Source organism: Petroclostridium sp. X23 (assembly GCF_030013905.1).
Classification (GTDB): Bacteria; Bacillota; Clostridia; order SK-Y3; family SK-Y3; genus X23.
In genome coordinates, this window is record NZ_CP124862.1 from 3,584,393 (window position 1) to 3,602,788 (window position 18,396).

18 protein-coding genes are annotated in these 18,396 nt (G+C 35.7%); all 18 read left to right on the top strand.

What is annotated here, in order from left to right:
• Positions 1-10 precede the first annotated feature (10 nt).
• The 18 genes from QKW49_RS16815 to QKW49_RS16900 all read left to right on the top strand — a co-directional run bounded on the left by QKW49_RS16815 (position 11) and on the right by QKW49_RS16900 (position 18,270).
• Positions 11-1,054 carry a glycosyltransferase gene (locus QKW49_RS16815; RefSeq protein WP_282863820.1) on the top strand — a complete coding sequence of 348 codons (1,044 nt, stop codon included), beginning with the start codon at positions 11-13 and terminating at the stop codon, positions 1,052-1,054.
• 1,228 nt (positions 1,055-2,282) lie between these two features.
• On the top strand, positions 2,283-3,590 hold the full coding sequence (gene ltrA / locus QKW49_RS16820) for a group II intron reverse transcriptase/maturase (RefSeq protein WP_282863095.1): 1,308 nt from the start codon (positions 2,283-2,285) through the stop codon (positions 3,588-3,590).
• A 261-nt stretch (positions 3,591-3,851) separates the two neighbouring features.
• A complete protein-coding gene (locus tag QKW49_RS16825) occupies positions 3,852-4,637 on the top strand; it encodes a sulfotransferase family 2 domain-containing protein (RefSeq protein ID WP_282863821.1) in 786 nt (261 codons plus the stop codon).
• A gap of 279 nt (positions 4,638-4,916) precedes the next feature.
• Positions 4,917-6,404 (top strand): flippase, encoded by a 1,488-nt coding sequence (locus QKW49_RS16830; RefSeq protein WP_282863822.1) that lies wholly within the window; start codon positions 4,917-4,919, stop codon positions 6,402-6,404.
• A 626-nt stretch (positions 6,405-7,030) separates the two neighbouring features.
• On the top strand, positions 7,031-7,318 hold the full coding sequence (locus QKW49_RS16835; RefSeq protein ID WP_282863823.1) for a hypothetical protein: 288 nt from the start codon (positions 7,031-7,033) through the stop codon (positions 7,316-7,318).
• Positions 7,261-7,644, top strand: coding sequence for a hypothetical protein (locus QKW49_RS16840; protein ID WP_282868165.1), 384 nt, complete (start codon positions 7,261-7,263; stop codon positions 7,642-7,644). The genes QKW49_RS16835 and QKW49_RS16840 overlap by 58 nt, the downstream gene beginning before the upstream one ends.
• Before the next feature lie 22 nt (positions 7,645-7,666).
• Positions 7,667-8,398, top strand: a complete 732-nt coding sequence (locus tag QKW49_RS16845) for a nucleotidyltransferase family protein (protein WP_282863824.1) — start codon at positions 7,667-7,669, stop codon at positions 8,396-8,398.
• Positions 8,399-8,412: 14 nt separating this feature from the next.
• Entirely contained in the window at positions 8,413-9,768 is a 1,356-nt protein-coding gene (locus QKW49_RS16850; RefSeq protein WP_282863825.1) for a UDP-glucose/GDP-mannose dehydrogenase family protein, read from the top strand.
• Positions 9,769-9,788: 20 nt separating this feature from the next.
• The gene (locus QKW49_RS16855; RefSeq protein ID WP_282863826.1) at positions 9,789-10,814 is read left to right on the top strand and encodes a GDP-mannose 4,6-dehydratase; all 1,026 of its coding nucleotides are present in this window, start codon (positions 9,789-9,791) and stop codon (positions 10,812-10,814) included.
• 320 nt (positions 10,815-11,134) lie between these two features.
• Positions 11,135-12,019 carry an Rpn family recombination-promoting nuclease/putative transposase gene (locus tag QKW49_RS16860; RefSeq protein ID WP_282863827.1) on the top strand — a complete coding sequence of 295 codons (885 nt, stop codon included), beginning with the start codon at positions 11,135-11,137 and terminating at the stop codon, positions 12,017-12,019.
• 181 nt (positions 12,020-12,200) lie between these two features.
• Entirely contained in the window at positions 12,201-12,365 is a 165-nt protein-coding gene (locus QKW49_RS16865; RefSeq protein ID WP_282863828.1) for a PD-(D/E)XK nuclease family transposase, read from the top strand.
• Entirely contained in the window at positions 12,346-12,507 is a 162-nt protein-coding gene (locus QKW49_RS16870; protein ID WP_282863829.1) for a hypothetical protein, read from the top strand. Before QKW49_RS16865 ends, QKW49_RS16870 begins: the two co-directional genes overlap by 20 nt.
• Positions 12,508-12,545: 38 nt before the next feature.
• Positions 12,546-13,373, top strand: coding sequence for a 3'(2'),5'-bisphosphate nucleotidase CysQ (gene cysQ / locus QKW49_RS16875; RefSeq protein ID WP_282863830.1), 828 nt, complete (start codon positions 12,546-12,548; stop codon positions 13,371-13,373).
• A 13-nt stretch (positions 13,374-13,386) separates the two neighbouring features.
• Positions 13,387-14,286: a sulfate adenylyltransferase subunit CysD gene (cysD, locus tag QKW49_RS16880; RefSeq protein WP_282863831.1), complete on the top strand. Its 900-nt coding sequence runs from the start codon at positions 13,387-13,389 to the stop codon at positions 14,284-14,286.
• 1 nt (position 14,287) lies between these two features.
• Positions 14,288-16,114, top strand: a complete 1,827-nt coding sequence (gene cysC, locus QKW49_RS16885; protein ID WP_282863832.1) for an adenylyl-sulfate kinase — start codon at positions 14,288-14,290, stop codon at positions 16,112-16,114.
• 225 nt (positions 16,115-16,339) lie between these two features.
• A complete protein-coding gene (locus tag QKW49_RS16890; RefSeq protein ID WP_282863833.1) occupies positions 16,340-16,741 on the top strand; it encodes an Rrf2 family transcriptional regulator in 402 nt (133 codons plus the stop codon).
• Between the two features lie 140 nt (positions 16,742-16,881).
• Positions 16,882-17,898: an inorganic phosphate transporter gene (locus QKW49_RS16895; RefSeq protein WP_282863834.1), complete on the top strand. Its 1,017-nt coding sequence runs from the start codon at positions 16,882-16,884 to the stop codon at positions 17,896-17,898.
• Between the two features lie 60 nt (positions 17,899-17,958).
• The gene (locus tag QKW49_RS16900) at positions 17,959-18,270 is read left to right on the top strand and encodes a hypothetical protein (RefSeq protein WP_282863835.1); all 312 of its coding nucleotides are present in this window, start codon (positions 17,959-17,961) and stop codon (positions 18,268-18,270) included.
• Positions 18,271-18,396: the final 126 nt, after the last annotated feature.

Below are 18,396 nucleotides of genomic sequence, written 5' to 3' on the forward strand. Positions count from 1 at the left end.
AGGGGATAAGATGGACTTGTTTACGATTATAATTCCAGTATATAACGTTGAAAATTATTTGAAAGAATGCCTTGATAGTGTGATTAAACAATCGTATATAAATCTAGAAATAATTTTAATTGATGATGGTTCACAGGATAATAGTTTGCAGATTTGTAATAGTTATAGAAAGTTAGATTCTAGGATTAAAGTAATTAGTAAGAAAAATGGAGGATTATCATCAGCTAGAAATACAGGCTTAGATAATGCTACTGGTAAATTCATAATGTTTTTAGATAGCGATGACTATATTTGCGACGCTTTTGCGATAGATAATTTTGTGAATATATTTCATTCGACATGCTGCGATTTGATATATGGGACTTACTCAGGTTTTTTAGAGAAAGACTCGGAAGATATAATTATGAATATTACAGACAGGAAAATAGAATTAATTAATCCTGAAATAGAAAATAAAGATTCACAAGGTGTATTATTATTATTATTTAGGAAAAAAAGTTATATAAGCTCTGCTGCTACTAAAATATATAAGAGAGATATTTTAGATAAAAACAGAATAAGATTCAAACAAGATATATTTCATGAAGATGAAGAATGGACGCCAAGAGTTATTTTGAATAGTAAAAAAATACATATATATGATAAAAGGTTTTATAAGAGACGATACAGAAGAGATTCCATAATGACAACGAAAAGTGAAGAAAGAATTTTAAAAAGGATTAATGATTTGTTATCTATTGCAAACCAGATGATACAATACTCAGAGTTGCATTTGAAAAATAGTCAGTTAGCATATGTTATGAAAGAGTATTTTGGGTCTTTTATTATTAGAAGTCTAATCCTATACAAGAATATTACAAATTCAAAATACAAAATAATTGCAAATAATGCAATATGTAAAAATAGTCATTTGTTCAAATATTTAACTAGAATTCCATATCAAATTGTATATTTTTTATACAAATTATTAGGTATAGATTTTGTAGCAAAATTTATCTTTGTATTAATCAAAGTAAAAGATAAGGTGAAAGGTGATAAGTCTAAAATTGTTTGAGCACAAAACCTATAATGATCATAACGCTTTTGAGAACTAGATAGCGTTTTCGGATTTCAGGGTGCTTTTCACTTTTAATTACAGCATTTGGACATTATACCAATAGGAGGGTGATATAGCAACCTGTTCTTGAAATTCCCACTGACTTTTTCTTACTGGCATTTCCGCTGTTTTATCGAGTTAATCCTACCTAAGAGCATAAATTCTTAGTCGTCGGGAACCCGTTCACATATTTATCCCGATTTTCGAGATAACAGAAATAGTGGTAGGGAAGTGGATTTTTGAAGGAGGGACGGTTGAGATTAGATTTTGCTCTTTCGCATAGGAAGTAGTTAGAGAAAGAATAACAGATTTAAGCTTTGTTTTGCATAACCCAAGATGGTTGTGATGCTGCTTGATAATTTTAAGCTTTTCGTCTTATTTATTGATAATCAGTCCATCAATAGCAAGCTCTAAACCTAGGACTTTATCAAGTATAGAACCATGAATTAAAGATGCAATATCAAATTTTGTGTCAAGTGTGTTTTTGAGTATTTTCTCAAAGATGTTCGCTAAGCTTTATCGAAAATTATAGAGATAAACAGACATTGGCTGATTATTTAGCTATAAACGAGTATTGTTTATACAAAGATAAGTCTACATGCACGGTGATATACTTATTTGTGCTTGGTGCGAGCTGCGAATGCAGCGGGGGGGATACTCCGCAAGCGTTCCACTTGCTTTTGAATATAACAAGGAAGCAATTGTAAGCTTCTGAATCACAGTGGAAATATCCACCAGGTAAAGTCTAACCAGCAGCCTGTACCTAGTCCTTGGATGCAAAACGGTAACGTCAGTATTAAGCGTAGGACAGGAAACAGACCGAGCCGAAAGCGAAAGTTGAAGCGATTTAGCCACGAAATAAATAAAATGACGAAGAGGCCGATGTCGTCAAGCAGACAGCAGGCAGCATCAACATATACGAAATGGTGAGTGTATGTTGGCTCTTCCGGGGTTTAAAAGCTCGGCGAGGATGTAGAGGGATTCAGGAGAACAGATGAGACCCTGCTGAGTCTGCCATTGGCAGTATGGAGAAGCAAATCCTACAAAGATGAGCCAACCAGACGCTCAACAGGGAGTCCGACTACCTCATAGTACTGTAGAAGTCCGTGAAAGCGGATAGAGGGAAGGGGGTAGCAACAACTGAACTGTGCAATGAAATTTTATTCCAGACAGGAGCTGAACAAGAATGACAATAGAACTGCACAGGATAAGCGAAATTGCAAAAAGGAACGTAAAAGTACAAAATCTAGCACATTTTATTGACGAAGCTAGTCTAAAACAAATTCATCGAAGAATGGATGGCAAGAAGGCTAAAGGCATCGACAAAGTGAGCAAGGATGAGTATGCTAAGAACCTGGAGGAAAATATTGAACAGCTAGTTTTGCGTATGAAAAGACAAGCGTACCAACCGCAACCCACACGAAGGGTCTATATAGATAAGCCGGGAAGCAAGAAAAAGAGACCATTGGGAATTTCTTGCTACGAGGATAAGTTAGTGGAAAATCGGGTTGCCGAAATTTTATCTGTAATATATGAGCCAAAGTTCTATGAATTTTCCTATGGATTCCGACCTGAAAAGAATTGCCATCAGGCAGTACGGAAGCTGATAGAATGTATCCGCAAGAATGTAGGTTATGTAGTAGAGGCAGATATTCGGTCATTCTTTGACACCATAGACCATGAGTGGATGATTCAATTTCTGGAACATGACATAGCTGACAGAAAATTTATCGATCTTATCAAGAAGATGCTGAAAGCAGATGTGCTAGATGGAGGGGAATTACTGGAACATGAAGTCGGCAGCCCGCAGGGCTCAGCTGCATCTCCAATCTTTGCAAACATCTATTTACACTATGTACTTGACTTGTGGTTTACCATAAAGATAAGCAAAGAGTGCCGAGGGGATGCATATATTATCCGATATTGTGATGATTTTGTATGTTGCTTTCAATACAAAGAGGATGCAGAAAAGTTCTACAAGGAGCTACCGAAACGGTTTACGAAGTTCGGACTTGAATTAGCGGAAGAAAAGACACGGATATTGGAATTTGGTAGGTTTGCGGAAAAAGACCGGGCAGCAAGGAGCGAGGGAAAACCAGAAACGTTTGATTTCCTTGGTTTTACTTTCTATTGTAGCATGGACACTAAGAAAAGATTCTTTCGTGTCAAGGTGATATCGTGCCGCAAGAAAACTACAGCAAAACTGAAAAAGCTGAATCTGTGGTTAAAGGAGCACCGAGATTGGTCTGTCAAAGATATAATTACCAGATTTAACCAATCGCTGCTGGGGCACTATCATTACTACGGAGTTACAGATAACTTTGAAAGTATTGCGAAATTCCGATTCATGATAGTTAATCTACTGTTTAAGTGGCTGAACCGAAGAAGCGAGAGGAAAAGCTATACTTGGGATGCATTTCGGGATGGATTGTTAAAAACCTTCCCAATAGCTAATCCAAAGATATATGTAAGCCTAATTGCAAATAACGCGTAAAGTTGTTGGGGAGCCGTATGCGTTAGTTGCGCACGTACGGTTCAAAGAGGAGCAAAGTCGGTAACGGCTCTGCTTACTCACGAAAGAACAATCTACACATATATAAATCCGGTCAACTCCAAATGGAGTAGCACACGCACCACGGCGTGATTTGTAGTGGTCTGTCATTTCAATACAGATATTATATAAAAAATACGCACTAAGCCTAACGGTTTCATACCGTTTTGTGTCTTGAGTGTAGCGAAAGGAATGGTTATATAAATGATTAAAAAGATGAAAAAATTTATAAAGAAAAAACCTAAAATATATCAAATGTTAAGTTATATCTATCGATTTTTCTTCGTAGACATGAAGAATTTAATTTTATTTGGGGCCATTGAAAAAAAAGAATATATTATTGTCCCAAATAAAAAAATAGTTTATTTAAATAATTCAAAAGTTGCATGTTCATCAATAAAAAGCACATTTATATTGGATGAAACTCCTGATGACTATAGTATTCATAGTAAAGTTAAGGATCTAAGTAGAGAATATTATGCGCATGAAGAAAGAGAGTATTTTAAGTTTACGTTTGTTAGGAATCCATTTGATAGATTAGTATCATGCTATGAGAGTAAATACAAGCAAGATAGGAAATTGGGAAAAAAAAAGCTGCATTTCGATGATTACTTGTTTGGTTATTTAAGAGAAGACAAAGGATTTGAAATATTTCTTAAAAAGGTCATACTAATCCCAGATTTTTTAGCAGATAGACATTTTCAATCGCAGTATAAGTTGATTTATGATAAAAAAAATAGATGTTTAGTAGATTTTGTTGGGAAATATGAAAACCTGTCTAAGGACTTTAGTGACATTCAGAAGAAGTATAATTTAGGAAATTTACCACACTTCAACAAAACCACTAAAAATAATTGGATGGACTATTATAATTTAGAGACAGCAAAACTAGTTTATGATAAGTATACAAAAGATATAGAAGTGTTTGAATATAAAATTGAATATCAACAATTACTTAATTACTTGAGTGATAAAAGTAATTTTATTTAAAAATAGATGGAATTAATATTTTGGCATATTATATTAGACTGTTAGTAAAGTGAAACTATATTTATTTTGAATTTATAATATTATTTATGAAATCTGGTTAGAAAACTTCATAAGTTTCGGATAAAATCAAGAGCTTAATTTCTTTGTAAGTATATCTATTAAAAAGATATGGGCAATCCTTAAAACTGCTAATAAGCAATTTTATTAGCTAGAATAGTGCATATAGAGAATATCCATAATAACTACCAATTTCAAATAAATTTAGAAAAGGAATATTTTATGGGCAATGAGATTCGAGAATTGGGCAAAAAATCCACATTGGTTTTTACTGGAAGTATGATTGGACAGTTTATTTCGTTTATTTCTGTTATAGTCATAGGAAGATTACTAGGAGCAGAAATATATGGACAGTTTGTTTATATAACAAGTTTCTTACTATTCTTCACGGTCATTCCAAAACTAGGAATGGAAAATGGTATTATATCATTCCTATCTAGAAATACATTTAGTTTAGAAGAAAAAAAAAGTATTTTAACCTATAGTTTAATTATTGCAGGAGTACTAAGTATAATAATTATTGTTATAAGTTATCTAAATATAAATTTTATATACAAAAAGTTACTAAATGGAGTAGAATTTAGAGATCTATTTCTATTACTTTTACCAACGGTCATTTTGGATCCGGTAAAAGCAATTCTAAGAAGTTCATTAAGAGCTACGAGAAATATTAAAGAAATCACTTTTATGGATAATCTATTCAATCCGATAAGTAAAGCAATACTAGTTATTGGATTAGTAATAGTGTTCAATTTAAAAAATTACTATAGTCTAGTGATACCGGCATATGTTAGTGAATTTATTACAATTACCTACTATATAGTTAAATTAAAAAATTTAGGTCTACTCGGTAAAGTTATCAAAGACTTAGATAATAGCCAGATAATCAAGTTTTCAATACCTTTATTATTTACTGGAATCGTATCTATTATGACCCAGAGCACAGATCGGTATATGATTGGGTATTTATTAGGTTCTAAGGATGTTGGTATATATAAGATTGCAGTTCAATTTGGCACAATATCTAGTATTGCTTTGGTATCAGTGAATACAATATTTGCACCATTGATTTCTAATTTATATCATGATAATCGTCTAAATGACCTTGAAAAAATGTACCGATTAACAACAAAATGGATAACGATAATTAATTTAATGATATTTGGAATGATATTGGTATTTTCTAAAGACATTATGCATGTTGCTGGAGAAGAGTTCATCATTGGTGGAGCGGCTCTTATTTTTATCTCAGTAGGACAAGTTATAAACTCTCTAGTTGGTTCGGTAGGCTATATTAATATCATGACAGGACATCCACGCTTTGATTTAATTTCTGGAAGTACGGCAATGATTTTAAATGTAATTCTAAACTTATTTTTGATTATTCGTTATGGGATTAATGGAGCAGCTATAGCAACAGCGGTTGCTCTTCTTATAAAAAATGTTATGAATTTTATCTTTATGTATAAGAACTTACGATTGCAGCCGTACGATCTTAGTTATTTAAAGTTGGTGGGAGTTTTTGTAATATCAGTGGTTAGCATTTTTTTCATATCCAATATTATTCATACTAATTATTTTGTTAGGCTAATTATTTGTTGTGTTATATATAGTACTATTTTTTTGATATTAGTTTATAGATTCGTAATGAGTGAAAAAGAATTAATTATATTTAAAAGTAAAATTAATAAAAAATTAAAGAAACTATAGAAGTTAGAGGCATAGGTGTCGGGTACTTGAATAAGTTATTCGTGAGCTATTAACTTATTACTGATAATCATTAGTGTTACATAAAAAAGTTTAAGAAAAATCAATAGCAATAATTTACTGGAATAACCTAAACTTATAAGAGAATTATGGATATAGTTTACACATTTCAAAAGAACAGATGATTCAATACAGTCATTGGGTAGAAAAAGACTTCATTGGTTTGATGAATAATGTGCTCTTTCAGAGCCATTGAGACGCTTGAATTGAGCCGCAGTTACGCATGGTAAGCCATTGGGAAATTTGCAGGCATACTAACCTTTTGTCAGAGTAGATTACTGATAAGTTAGTAGGTAAACCTTGGGGCGCTGCCCCAAGCCCCGGCGCTCATTGCCGCGCGGCTAGACCTTCAAAATACATTTTATACTGACTGCTACTTGTAAATTAGTGGCTCAGCAAGCAAGAGCGTGGCTCATTTTTAGCGTGACTATGGCTCAGCGAAGTGCGTACGGATGGCTCTGCCGCACCGAAATATTCATTTGAAAAACGGTATATTAGATCAATCAGCTAATATTCTAAGTCAAGATGGATATTTAATGTATATGGATTGTAAGACTGGTGGATATAAGATGATTGAAAAATCATATGATATGCCGGATTTTGAAGTGGTAGTTGTTTATTCGGGATTAAGTACGGCATTAATCGGTACTGACTATAATAACAGGGTGGATGAATGCAAGATTGCAGCATGTATCTTAGAAGAGTTGGCTTACGGTAAAATATCGGGAATTAAGGATGTAAGACTGCGTGATGTAGATATAGACGCATATAAAAAATATAGAGAACAATTGCCCAGAAGATTCAGGCGAAGAGCGGATCATTTTTTTGTGAAAATGATAGAGTTCAAAGAGGTGTAGAGGCATGGAGGAAGGGCGATCTCCAGACTTTTGGACAATTAATGTTTGAGTCGGGAGAAAGTTCTATCCATCAATATGAATGTGGATGTCCTGAGTTAATCACTATATTTAATATATTGAGAGATTGCCCGGGAATATATGGTGCGCGTTTTAGTGGCGCCGGCTATAGGGGTTGCTGTATTGGTTTAGTTGATCCTGCTTATAAAGATGAGATTCAGAGTAGAATTAATGCAGAATATCCGGTCAAGCATTCGGAATATGCAGAGGTATATAAAGTTTATTTCTGCAAGACTGATGATGGAACAAGGATTATTACCGATGAGTAATGGGTGTTGGGGGGTGCGATGCGTGAAATGTATATTATTAGCGGCCGGCTATGCTACGAGGTTGTATCCTTTGACCAAGGACAAACCGAAGTCATTGCTGCCGGTTGGTGGAAAGACAATTCTGGAACATATCATTAATAAAGTTGAGAGAATAGATACTGTAGAGGATATCTATATTGTAACAAATGATAGATTTTATCATCAGTTTTTAGATTGGATGGAGCAGCATAGATCGTTAAAAAAAATAAAAATATTAAATGATGGAACCACGAACAATGATAATCGTCTGGGGGCGATTGCAGATATACAATATGTTATTGAGCGAGAGAATATTTTTGATGACATTCTTGTAATGGCAGGAGATAACTTATTTGATTTTAAGTTGACAGACTTTTGGAATTTTTACCGGACGGTAGCAAGCGACTGTATCACTGCTCATGAACTCACTGATACTAATGAATTAAAAAGAACCGGTGTGATTGAAATAGATGAAGAGTACAGAGTCATATCATTTGAAGAAAAACCGCAGAATCCAAAATCCAATCTAGCAGTACCACCTTTTTACATATATGCAAAAGATACATTAAAACTAGTAGACAAATATCTTCAAGAAGGAAATAATCCTGATGCACCGGGGAATTTTATCCCTTGGCTAATTCAGCATGGGGATGTTTATGTGTACAAATTCGAAGGCAAGAGATACGATATTGGAACTCTAGAGAGCTATGAACAAGCTCAAAAAATATTTGGTTAAAGGATGGTGTTAAGGTGTATAAAATAGCAGTAGCGGGAACGGGTTATGTTGGTCTGGTAGCAGGGGTATGTTTTGCTGAAGTCGGCCATCAGGTTACATGCATAGACATTGATGAAAGTAAAATTAATTTACTGAAACAGGGGATTTCACCAATTTATGAAGCTGATTTGGAAGAACTCATGCAGAAGAATTATGCTGCGGGCAGGCTTGATTATACTACTGACTATGAAGCAGCTTACAAAGCTGCAGATGCTATCTTTATTGGTGTTGGTACTCCGGAACAACCTGACGGTTCTGCGAATCTTTGCTATATAGCCACAGTGGCAAGACAAATAGCTGAGACGATAGAAAAGGACTGTCTTGTTGTGGTTAAATCAACAGTTCCTGTCGGTACCAATGATAAGGTAGAACAGTTTATAAAAGACTTTTTACCCCATGACGGGGAAAATTGTACCGGCAACGGAAATGGTGCAGGTAAAAAGATTAGAGTAGAAGTAGCGTCTAATCCCGAGTTTTTGGCTCAAGGTACAGCGGTTCGAGATACATTACGTGCGGCAAGAATCATTATTGGAACTGAAAGCGAATGGGCTGAACAAATACTGAAGAAGATATATGAGCCGTTTAATCTTCCTATTGTATCTGTAAGCAGAAGATCAGCCGAGATGATTAAATATGCGTCTAATGATTTCCTTGCACTCAAAATATCTTATATGAATGATATAGCAAATCTCTGTGAACTAGTAGGTGCTGATATTCAGGATGTGGCTAAAGGCATGAGCTTTGATGAACGCATCGGCAGCAAGTTTTTAAATGCAGGTATTGGATATGGTGGCAGCTGCTTTCCTAAAGATACAAAAGCACTGGAGTATCTGGCAAAACAGCATGGATATCAATTGCGAACTGTCAAAGCAGCTATTGATGTAAATAAAGATCAAAAGACAATATTATATAAGAAAGCTTGCAAAAGACTCATTACTTTTAACGGCTTGAAAGTTGCAGTACTTGGATTGACATTCAAACCGGGAACCGATGACTTAAGAGAAGCTGCGTCTCTTGAGAATGTACCTTTACTATTGCAGCAAGGAGCAGATATTTATGCTTATGACCCTGTAGGGGCTGATAATTTTATGAAGAAGTATCCCCAGGGATTAAACAGCAATGGAAGTATAACATATGTTGAGAATATCGAGGATGCTTTGGAAGGTGCTAATGTTTGCTTTATCTTAACCGAATGGGGACAGATAAAAGACGTGAAGCCGGAAGATTATAAAAAGCTAATGCGAACACCCTTGGTATATGACGGAAGAAATATATATGGAGTGGAAGATATGAAACAAGCAGGTGTAGAGTATTATTCCATTGGCAGATAGGTGAAAGGAGATGTTTGGAGTTGAGTTGTAAGCCCTTAGATATGAGAAAAACATATCTCATCACTGGAGCTGCCGGGTTCATTGGATACTTCTTGTCTAAGAAACTTCTGGAGCAAGGTTGCCGGGTGATTGGGATGGATAATATTAATGATTATTATGATGTGAATCTTAAGTATTCACGTTTGGATTTGCTTAAGCCCTTCGAGAAGTTCACCTTTATTCAAGGCGATATTTCGGATAAGGATATGGTTATGAATGTTTTTAGAGAATACAGACCAAGCATCGTAGTAAATCTGGCGGCCCAAGCAGGGGTACGGTACTCGATAGAGAATCCGGATGTATATATGCAAAGCAATATTATTGGCTTTTTTAATATCCTTGAGGCGTGTAGATATCATCCGGTAGACCACCTCGTTTATGCATCATCAAGCTCTGTATATGGAGCTAATAAAGAAGTTCCATTTGAAGAGTCAGACTTTGTAGATACGCCGGTTTCGCTTTATGCGGCAACCAAGAAATCAAATGAACTAATGGCATATACTTATAGCCATCTTTACAAAATTCCGGCTACAGGGCTTCGGTTTTTTACAGTCTATGGTCCTATGGGGAGGCCGGATATGGCGTACTTTGGATTTACTGACAAATATTTTGCGGGCGAAGCTATTAAGATCTTCAATAACGGAGATTTTGATCGCGACCTTTATCGAGACTTTACATACGTTCATGATATTGTGGAAGGTATTGAGAAACTTCTGAGCAATCCATCTAATGATGATGTACCGCATAAAGTTTTTAATATTGGAAATAACAGCCCAGAGAGATTGATGGTATTTATTGAAACACTGGAAAGATGTCTGAGTAAAGCTGCAGGCAGACAAATAGTTTTTGATAAGATATTTGAGCCCATTAAGCCAGGAGATGTACCAGCTACCTACGCGTCTACTGATTTACTTCAGGAAGCAGTAGGGTTTAAGCCTAAAACACCGATACAGGAAGGCTTACAGAAATTTGCGGATTGGTATGTTGAATACTATAGAGTGAAGTAGGCACATTCGAGTTTTTGAGTTACTATGATAATATATAATATCCAGTAGATATAGTTTAGTCTAGTGGGTATTTTTTGTCTTTTGATAGAACATCTATTCGGATGTCCGTCAAAGGCAAAGGTGCCAGTTACTTGAGTTATTGACTTATTAACATTGAGTGCAAAGCTACAGAATATTAATGGTTCCGTCAAATATATGTTTTGAATGATCCGGTATTTTTCCTGTGGTAATTACACTTCTCAAACAAAATTCGATGGAATAATGAAAAGAAAAGTGATAGACTATATTTATAAAGTAATTGTGGAAAGGGTGGACAAGACATGGGTACTAAAAAGCTGATACGTTTTGATTGGGCCATTAAGTATATGCTTCGCAATAAAGTTAATTTTGATGTATTGGAAGCTTTTCTTTCGAACTTACTAAGAGAAAAAATTATTATAGAAGAAATTTTAGAGAGTGAAAGTAATCAGGAGGCGGAAAACCGTAAATTTAACCGCGTTGATCTAAAGTGTAAAGATTCTAAAGGGGAACAGATTATCATAGAAGTACAAAACCAACGTGAAGCGGATTACCTGCAAAGGCTGCTTTGGGGAACATCGAAAGCAGTTGTAGAGAGTATCGAATTAGGGGAAAAGTTCAGCGGGGTTGTAAAAGTAATATCCATAAGTATTCTGTACCATACTATGAGGCTTGATGAGAAAGAAAACACGGATTTTATTTATTATGGTTCCACAGAACTTGTTGGACTGCATACAAAAAAACCATTGGTACTTCATGAGTCCATCGCAAAAGGAGAGAAAGTGCCGCTGGTTACAAGTAAGGATGTATTTCCGGAGTACTACATGATTTATGTAGAGAAATTCAATGATATGGTCAATGAAGATATAGATGAATGGGTTTATTTCTTCAAGCATGGAGAAATACGTGATGATTTTAAATCGCCTGGAATCTTGCTGGCTGCAAAAAAGTTGGATTATATGATGATGGGTGAAAAAGAAAGACGCGCATATGATGATTATTTAGCTTATTTAGGTCAGGAACTAGGGATTCTAGAGACAGCAAAAGAAGAAGGAAGAGAAGAAGGAAGAGAAGAAAAGGCGATAGAAATTGCTAAAAATTTGCTGGATATTCTAGATGATGAACTTATTTCATTAAAAACGGCACTTTCTATTGAAAAAGTAAAGGCACTAAGAGACAAGGCATAGGTGCCAGTCGCTTGATTTAGGTAAGTGAATCGGCTGTATTTAAGATGTATAGTAGATGAATGATTAAGAGCATAGGCATATCTTTACATTGACTGGGATGAGAATATGGAATATAATGGATTTTGCAGAATGATATGCGCAATACAAGAAAAGATAGTTAGCTTCTATGGAGGTGATTACAGTGTGCAAAGTAAATCCGAGAGTAGATTTTGCATTTGAATTATTATTCGGAAAAGAAGAAAGTAAGGATATCCTCATTGATTTTCTTAATGCTATACTGGCAGAGGAAAGAGATTTCTACGAAGCCAAGTTAAAATGGCTTCGTGATGAAGAGGCTTGCTATTAAAACTGCTTTAAATAAAGGGAGGAAAGAAGGAAGAGAAGAAGTAGCTAAGAATTTACTTTCAATGGGAATGACTGTTGAAATGGTAGCTCAGGCAACAAAATTATCTGCTGAAAGAGTAAAGACATTGATGTCAGGCAATTAATTTCTGAAGAAGTAAAAAAAGCTGCGGAGATAGGGATATTGCCGAATTATATTTTAATGTTGGAAGGAGAACCCATGTATAATAAGGAGTTGGATATATCAAAACACTTAGCGGTACAAGCCGGGATTGCTATTTTAGAAATCTATGAGACTGACTTTAATATTGAAAAAAAAGAGGATAACTCACCTCTGACTTTAGCTGACCGCAACGCAAACGAAATTATAGTTAAAGGATTAAAAGACCACTTCTCGGATTACGCGATTCTATCGGAGGAATCTAAAGATGATAAAAGCCGGATGGAGAATGATTTTTGCTTCATCGTTGACCCCCTTGACGGCACCAAAGAGTTTATTAAAAGAAACGGACAATTCACGGTTAACATTGCATTAGCGTATACGAATAAAGTTGTTATGGGAGTCATCTATGTTCCTGTTACGAAAGAGCTCTATTACGCAAGTAAGGGACAAGGTGCTTATTTAGCAGTAGTTGAGAATGGTGAGACTAGAAGTGAGAATCAACGCCTTCAAGTTACAAATAAAGTAACAGATCTGATCATGGTTGGAAGCAAGTCTCACTCTACAGAAAAGGAAGCTAAATTAATAGAAGATAACAAAGAAAAAATTAAAGAGACAAAGTCGGCAGGAAGTTCTTTAAAAGGTTGTATGGTGGCAAAAGGAGAGGCAGATATATATTATCGTTTTGGTTACACATGCGAATGGGATACAGGCGCTATGCAATGCATTGCTGAAGAAGCCGGCGGTATCTTCAAACAAATGGATGGTACCGATATGCTTTATAATCGACAAAATAACCTAAATGAAAAGGGTTTTTATATAGTCAATAAAAAAGAAAACATATGGGTCTGAGGGGGAGATATCTGTGAAAGAACTAACACATTTAGATCAGCTTGAAGCTGAAGCAATCTATATAATCAGGGAAGTTGCAGCAGAATGTGAAAAACCTGTGATGCTTTATTCGATAGGTAAAGACAGTTCAGTTATGCTGCATCTTGCAATGAAGGCTTTTTATCCTGAAAAGCCGCCGTTTCCATTTATGCATATTGATACGACATGGAAGTTTAAAGAAATGATAGCGTTTCGCGATAGAAAAGCAAAAGAGCTAGGCATCGAAATGATTGTTTATACAAATATGGAAGGTGTCAAACAGGAGATGAATCCTTTTGACCATGGCCCCGCGTATACGGACATTATGAAAACGCAGGCATTGAAGGATGCGCTGGATAAGTATAAGTTTACTGCCGCCTTTGGTGGGGGAAGGCGTGATGAGGAAAAATCACGGGCAAAGGAAAGGATTTTCTCTTTCCGTAATTCAGCCCATGCATGGGATCCAAAAAACCAACGGCCTGAAATGTGGAAATTATATAATACCGGCATTAATAAAGGTGAAAGCATGAGAGTGTTCCCTTTGTCTAACTGGACAGAGAAAGATATTTGGCAGTATATCAGACGTGAAAATATTGATATTGTGCCTTTATACTTTGCGAAAGAAAGACCTGTTGTTTGCAGAGATAACAATATCATTATGGTAGATGATGATAGGATGAGGCTGCTGCCGGGTGAAAAAGTGGAGATGAAGATGGTTCGTTTTAGAACGTTAGGCTGCTATCCCCTCACAGGCGGTTGCGAGTCAACTGCCAGCACACTGGATGAAATTATTGAAGAAACACTAGGTTCTATTACTTCTGAAAGAACAAGCAGGGTAATAGACCAAGAAGCAGCTGCCAGTATGGAAAGACGTAAGAGAGAGGGGTATTTCTAAAATGAAGAGTTTATTAAAATTTATTACCTGTGGTTCTGTGGATGATGGAAAATCAACGCTCATAGGGCATATGCTCTATGACGCTAAATTGCTTTTTGCCGATCAAGAGAAGGCATTAGAGCTTGATAGTAAGATAGGAAGCCGTGAGGGCAAGATAGATTATTCTCTTTTATTAGATGGATTGATGGCCGAAAGAGAGCAAGGAATCACCATTGACGTTGCTTACCGTTATTTTACAACAGATCATCGTTCATTTATAGTAGCAGATTGTCCCGGTCATGAGCAATATACCAGAAATATGGCGGTAGGCGCTTCTTTTGCGGATCTTGCAGTGATTCTGGTGGACGCATCACAAGGGGTTTTGACTCAGACAAGACGTCATGCCAGGATATGCGCTTTAATGGGAATAAAACATTTTGTTCTTGCGGTGAACAAGATGGATTTAATTGATTATGATAAACATAGATTTGATGAGATCAAACAAGATTTTTTAAGTCTTACAGCCAACTTCAATCTGGAAACAATACAAGTTATACCTGTTTCAGCAACAGAAGGAGATAATATTACAAAACCGTCGTTACATACGCCTTGGTATAATGATTTGCCGTTACTTGCTTATCTCGAGCAAAGAGATGTGAGTAGTAATACTGATAATAGCGGATTTATAATGCCTGTTCAGAGAGTATGCAGGCCGAATCATACCTTTAGAGGATTCCAAGGGCAAATTGAGTCCGGCAGTATTTGTGTTGGAGAAGAGATCATCACATTACCAAGTAATGAGAAAGCGAAGATTAAAAGTATTTATGTTACAGATACTGAAAGAAATGAGGCGTTTGTGGGTCAGCCGGTTACTATCCAGCTTGACAGGGAAGTGGATGTATCCAGGGGTTGTGTCTTAGTTAAAGATGAAACGCTGGAATTGGCGGATATGTTTACGGCAGCATTACTATGGATGGATGACACTGAACTTGTTGCAGGCAGAAACTATCTCATTAAATGTGGTACTAAAATACTCCCCGCGATGGTAATGTCAATCAAGCATAAAATAGACATTAATTCCGGAAAGCATATTGCGGCCGAAAGACTATTTAAGAACGAAATGGCAGTCTGTGATATTGCGCTTTCAGAAAAAATGGTATTTGATAAGTTTGACAGGAATAAAGCCTTAGGTGAATTGATCTTAATAGACCGGGTAACCAATATGACGTCTGCCTGCGGTGTTATCGAGCATTCCCTTCGCAGGTCAACCAATGTAGTATGGCAAGATACCGATATAACACGGGAAATACGTTCAAGGCAAAAAGGACAGAAACCGTTGACGCTTTGGTTTACAGGGCTTTCGGGATCAGGAAAATCAACCCTTGCCAATGAAGTAGAGAAGCGGCTGGTTGCGATGGGCAAGCATACCATGCTGTTGGATGGTGACAATATCCGGCATGGGCTTAATAAAAATTTAGGGTTCAAAGAAGTGGATAGAGTTGAAAACATCCGAAGGATAGCAGAAGTATCTAAACTCATGAATGATGCGGGGATTATAGCAATTACTTCGTTTATTTCTCCTTATAAGAATGATAGAGAAAATGCAAAAGAAATTATTGGGGATGAGTTCATTGAAGTTTTTGTGAGTACACCTTTGGAAGAATGTGAAAGAAGAGATATAAAAGGGTTATATAAGAAAGCTAGAGCCGGGGAGATCCCTGAATTTACCGGTATATCGAGCCCGTATGAAAAACCGGATAATCCGGCTATTGAGATAGATACGAGCAAGCATTCGATCGAGGAAGCGACAGATATCCTTGTGAAGCAAATACTGAAATATATGGATTAACAATTTTATAGTAACAAGGTCTAAAGCTGCTAAACTCTTAATGATAATTTAGCAGCTTTAGACAGTATAATATTTTTGAATTTACTATAAACCCCCAAAGGATACTTTTAGCAATGATCATTATATGATATTAGTATTGGGATCCCGGTGTTGTATTCATGATAAATAAATGATACAATAACGAATAAATATAGTTATCAGTTATGAACCCAATGAGGTGTAGTAATGAAATTGTCTAGAAAAAGTGAATATGCTTGTTTAGCTCTAATAGATTTAGCTCAAAGATATAATGAAGGACCGGTAAAGATTATAGACATATGTATTCGTAAGAATATTCCTAAAAAATATCTGGAACAGATATTGATACTGCTCAAAGGCAGCGGATATGTAAAAAGTGTCAGAGGCGCGGCGGGAGGATATAAGCTGGCAAAACCGGCTGATCAAATCAATGTGGCAGAGATTATACGGCTTATAGATGGACCGCTTGCACCTGTGGAATCCGTTAGCAAATACTTTTTTGAGCATACGCCTATCGAGCAAAGTGAGAAGTTAATAGGATGCTTTAGAGAGATCAGAGATTATATATCTGAGAAATTAGAAAATACTACATTTGATAAATTACTATAGATTCCATAAAATTACCAAAATGTATACTAAGTATATAGACAATATATTTATAATAGTATATAATAACTATAGAAGTAAATATTAAAGTTTTAAGTAAAGCTGGCGGTTTTATTCTAATAATTTGAGTGAGGAAAAACGATATGATACATATTATTTTAATTCCATTAGTTGCAGCTGTTTTTTTAGCAGTGAATATGGGTGGAAGTGGTATAGCTGCTGCGTTTTCATCTTCTTATGGGGCCAATTTAATACGTAAGGATTTAATACCCGGCCTATTCGGAGCTTTTGTCTTATTAGGTGCTGTATTTTCCGGGATGGAAGTAACGCTTACCATTGGAAATGATATTATTAACGAAACGTATCTTAATATTCAAGTCACCACAATATTACTTTTATCTATTGGCTTATCTATGCTGCTTGCGAATATCTTAAAGGTTCCTCAGTCTACCAGCCAATCAACTGTTTTTGCTATATTGGGAATAGGCGCCTACTTGAATGATATTAATACAAAAAAACTCTTTCTAGAAATTATTCCGACGTGGTTCTACTTACCGGTGTTTTCCTTTCTTATTACATTTATAGTTGGAAAATTCATATATAAACCTATCCGTGACCAGGGATTCATTGACTTTGGTACCATTAAGGACCACCCGGTGATTAAATATGCGGTAATACTCGGTTCTTGCTATGTGGCCTATGCAATAGGAGCTAATAATGTGGCAAATGCAAGTGGGCCGATTTTATCTTTATTTGCAAACATAATGAATATAGACAATGATGGGAATTCAATTCTTTTAATCGTGATGGCTACATTGCTGATTGCACCTTGGTTCGGAATAGGCGGTTCTATTTTTAGCAGCCGTGTGTTGGAATCAACAGGAAAAGAAATTATTAGTTTTGGCCCTTTAGGTGCTTTGGTCATATCGGTCATTACAGGGAGTTTATTAATTTATGCTTCAGTTAACGGAGGCATACCGGCGGCCTTGGCGCAGCTGAATATTGGTTCGATCATTGGTCTTGGCGTATATAAAGTCGGATTTAAAAATATGTTTACCAAGAAAACAGTAAAAAGAATATTTGTAGTGTGGATTATTGCGCCGATTATCGCATTTATCATAGCTTATTTGTTAATGTATGTTAATGAGTTTTTATTTTAAGAACATGTAGCGGGTATTTAAAACTGCTTGCTTATTTAAGAATGAAAGGATGGGGGAAGAATGGTTTTATCCGGTTTTATAGGTAAGAAAAATCAAGATGAAGCAATACTGCCTTTGGAGAATACTCAGGAATGGACCAATCGATTTAAAGAAAAGTACACCCAATTAAGAAATGATTGCCTGCATTCTAATTTCGGTGAAAATATAGCACTGTATTATTTTTTGTATTCCAGCCTCAAATATCGTTTTGATGATCCGGAAGTGGAGCAAAAAGTTCAAAAAATAAAGAAATATACAAAAAGTAGTGTTTTTGAAAAGCAAGATATAAAAAGAATACTTGCAGATATTGATGAGGTTATCGGGGAGCTTTAGCAATGAAGAAATATAAAAAATTCCCATAATGTATACTAAGTATATATAGAATATAATGAATATAGTGTTTTGGAAATTAGGATTCTTAAGGGGATCAACGTTGAGTTGACATATAACTCATTATCT

What these genes read in the sequence shown, in the direction of transcription:
- ltrA (WP_282863095.1), top strand. Translation starts at nt 2,283, where the DNA reads ATGACAATAGAACTGCACAGGATAAGCGAAATTGCAAAAAGGAACGTA.
- QKW49_RS16890 (WP_282863833.1), top strand. Translation starts at nt 16,340, where the DNA reads ATGAAATTGTCTAGAAAAAGTGAATATGCTTGTTTAGCTCTAATAGAT.
- cysC (WP_282863832.1), top strand. Translation starts at nt 14,288, where the DNA reads ATGAAGAGTTTATTAAAATTTATTACCTGTGGTTCTGTGGATGATGGA.
- QKW49_RS16825 (WP_282863821.1), top strand. Translation starts at nt 3,852, where the DNA reads ATGATTAAAAAGATGAAAAAATTTATAAAGAAAAAACCTAAAATATAT.
- QKW49_RS16895 (WP_282863834.1), top strand. Translation starts at nt 16,882, where the DNA reads ATGATACATATTATTTTAATTCCATTAGTTGCAGCTGTTTTTTTAGCA.
- QKW49_RS16900 (WP_282863835.1), top strand. Translation starts at nt 17,959, where the DNA reads ATGGTTTTATCCGGTTTTATAGGTAAGAAAAATCAAGATGAAGCAATA.
- QKW49_RS16835 (WP_282863823.1), top strand. Translation starts at nt 7,031, where the DNA reads ATGATTGAAAAATCATATGATATGCCGGATTTTGAAGTGGTAGTTGTT.
- QKW49_RS16870 (WP_282863829.1), top strand. Translation starts at nt 12,346, where the DNA reads ATGAAGAGGCTTGCTATTAAAACTGCTTTAAATAAAGGGAGGAAAGAA.
- QKW49_RS16815 (WP_282863820.1), top strand. Translation starts at nt 11, where the DNA reads ATGGACTTGTTTACGATTATAATTCCAGTATATAACGTTGAAAATTAT.
- QKW49_RS16830 (WP_282863822.1), top strand. Translation starts at nt 4,917, where the DNA reads ATGGGCAATGAGATTCGAGAATTGGGCAAAAAATCCACATTGGTTTTT.
- QKW49_RS16860 (WP_282863827.1), top strand. Translation starts at nt 11,135, where the DNA reads ATGGGTACTAAAAAGCTGATACGTTTTGATTGGGCCATTAAGTATATG.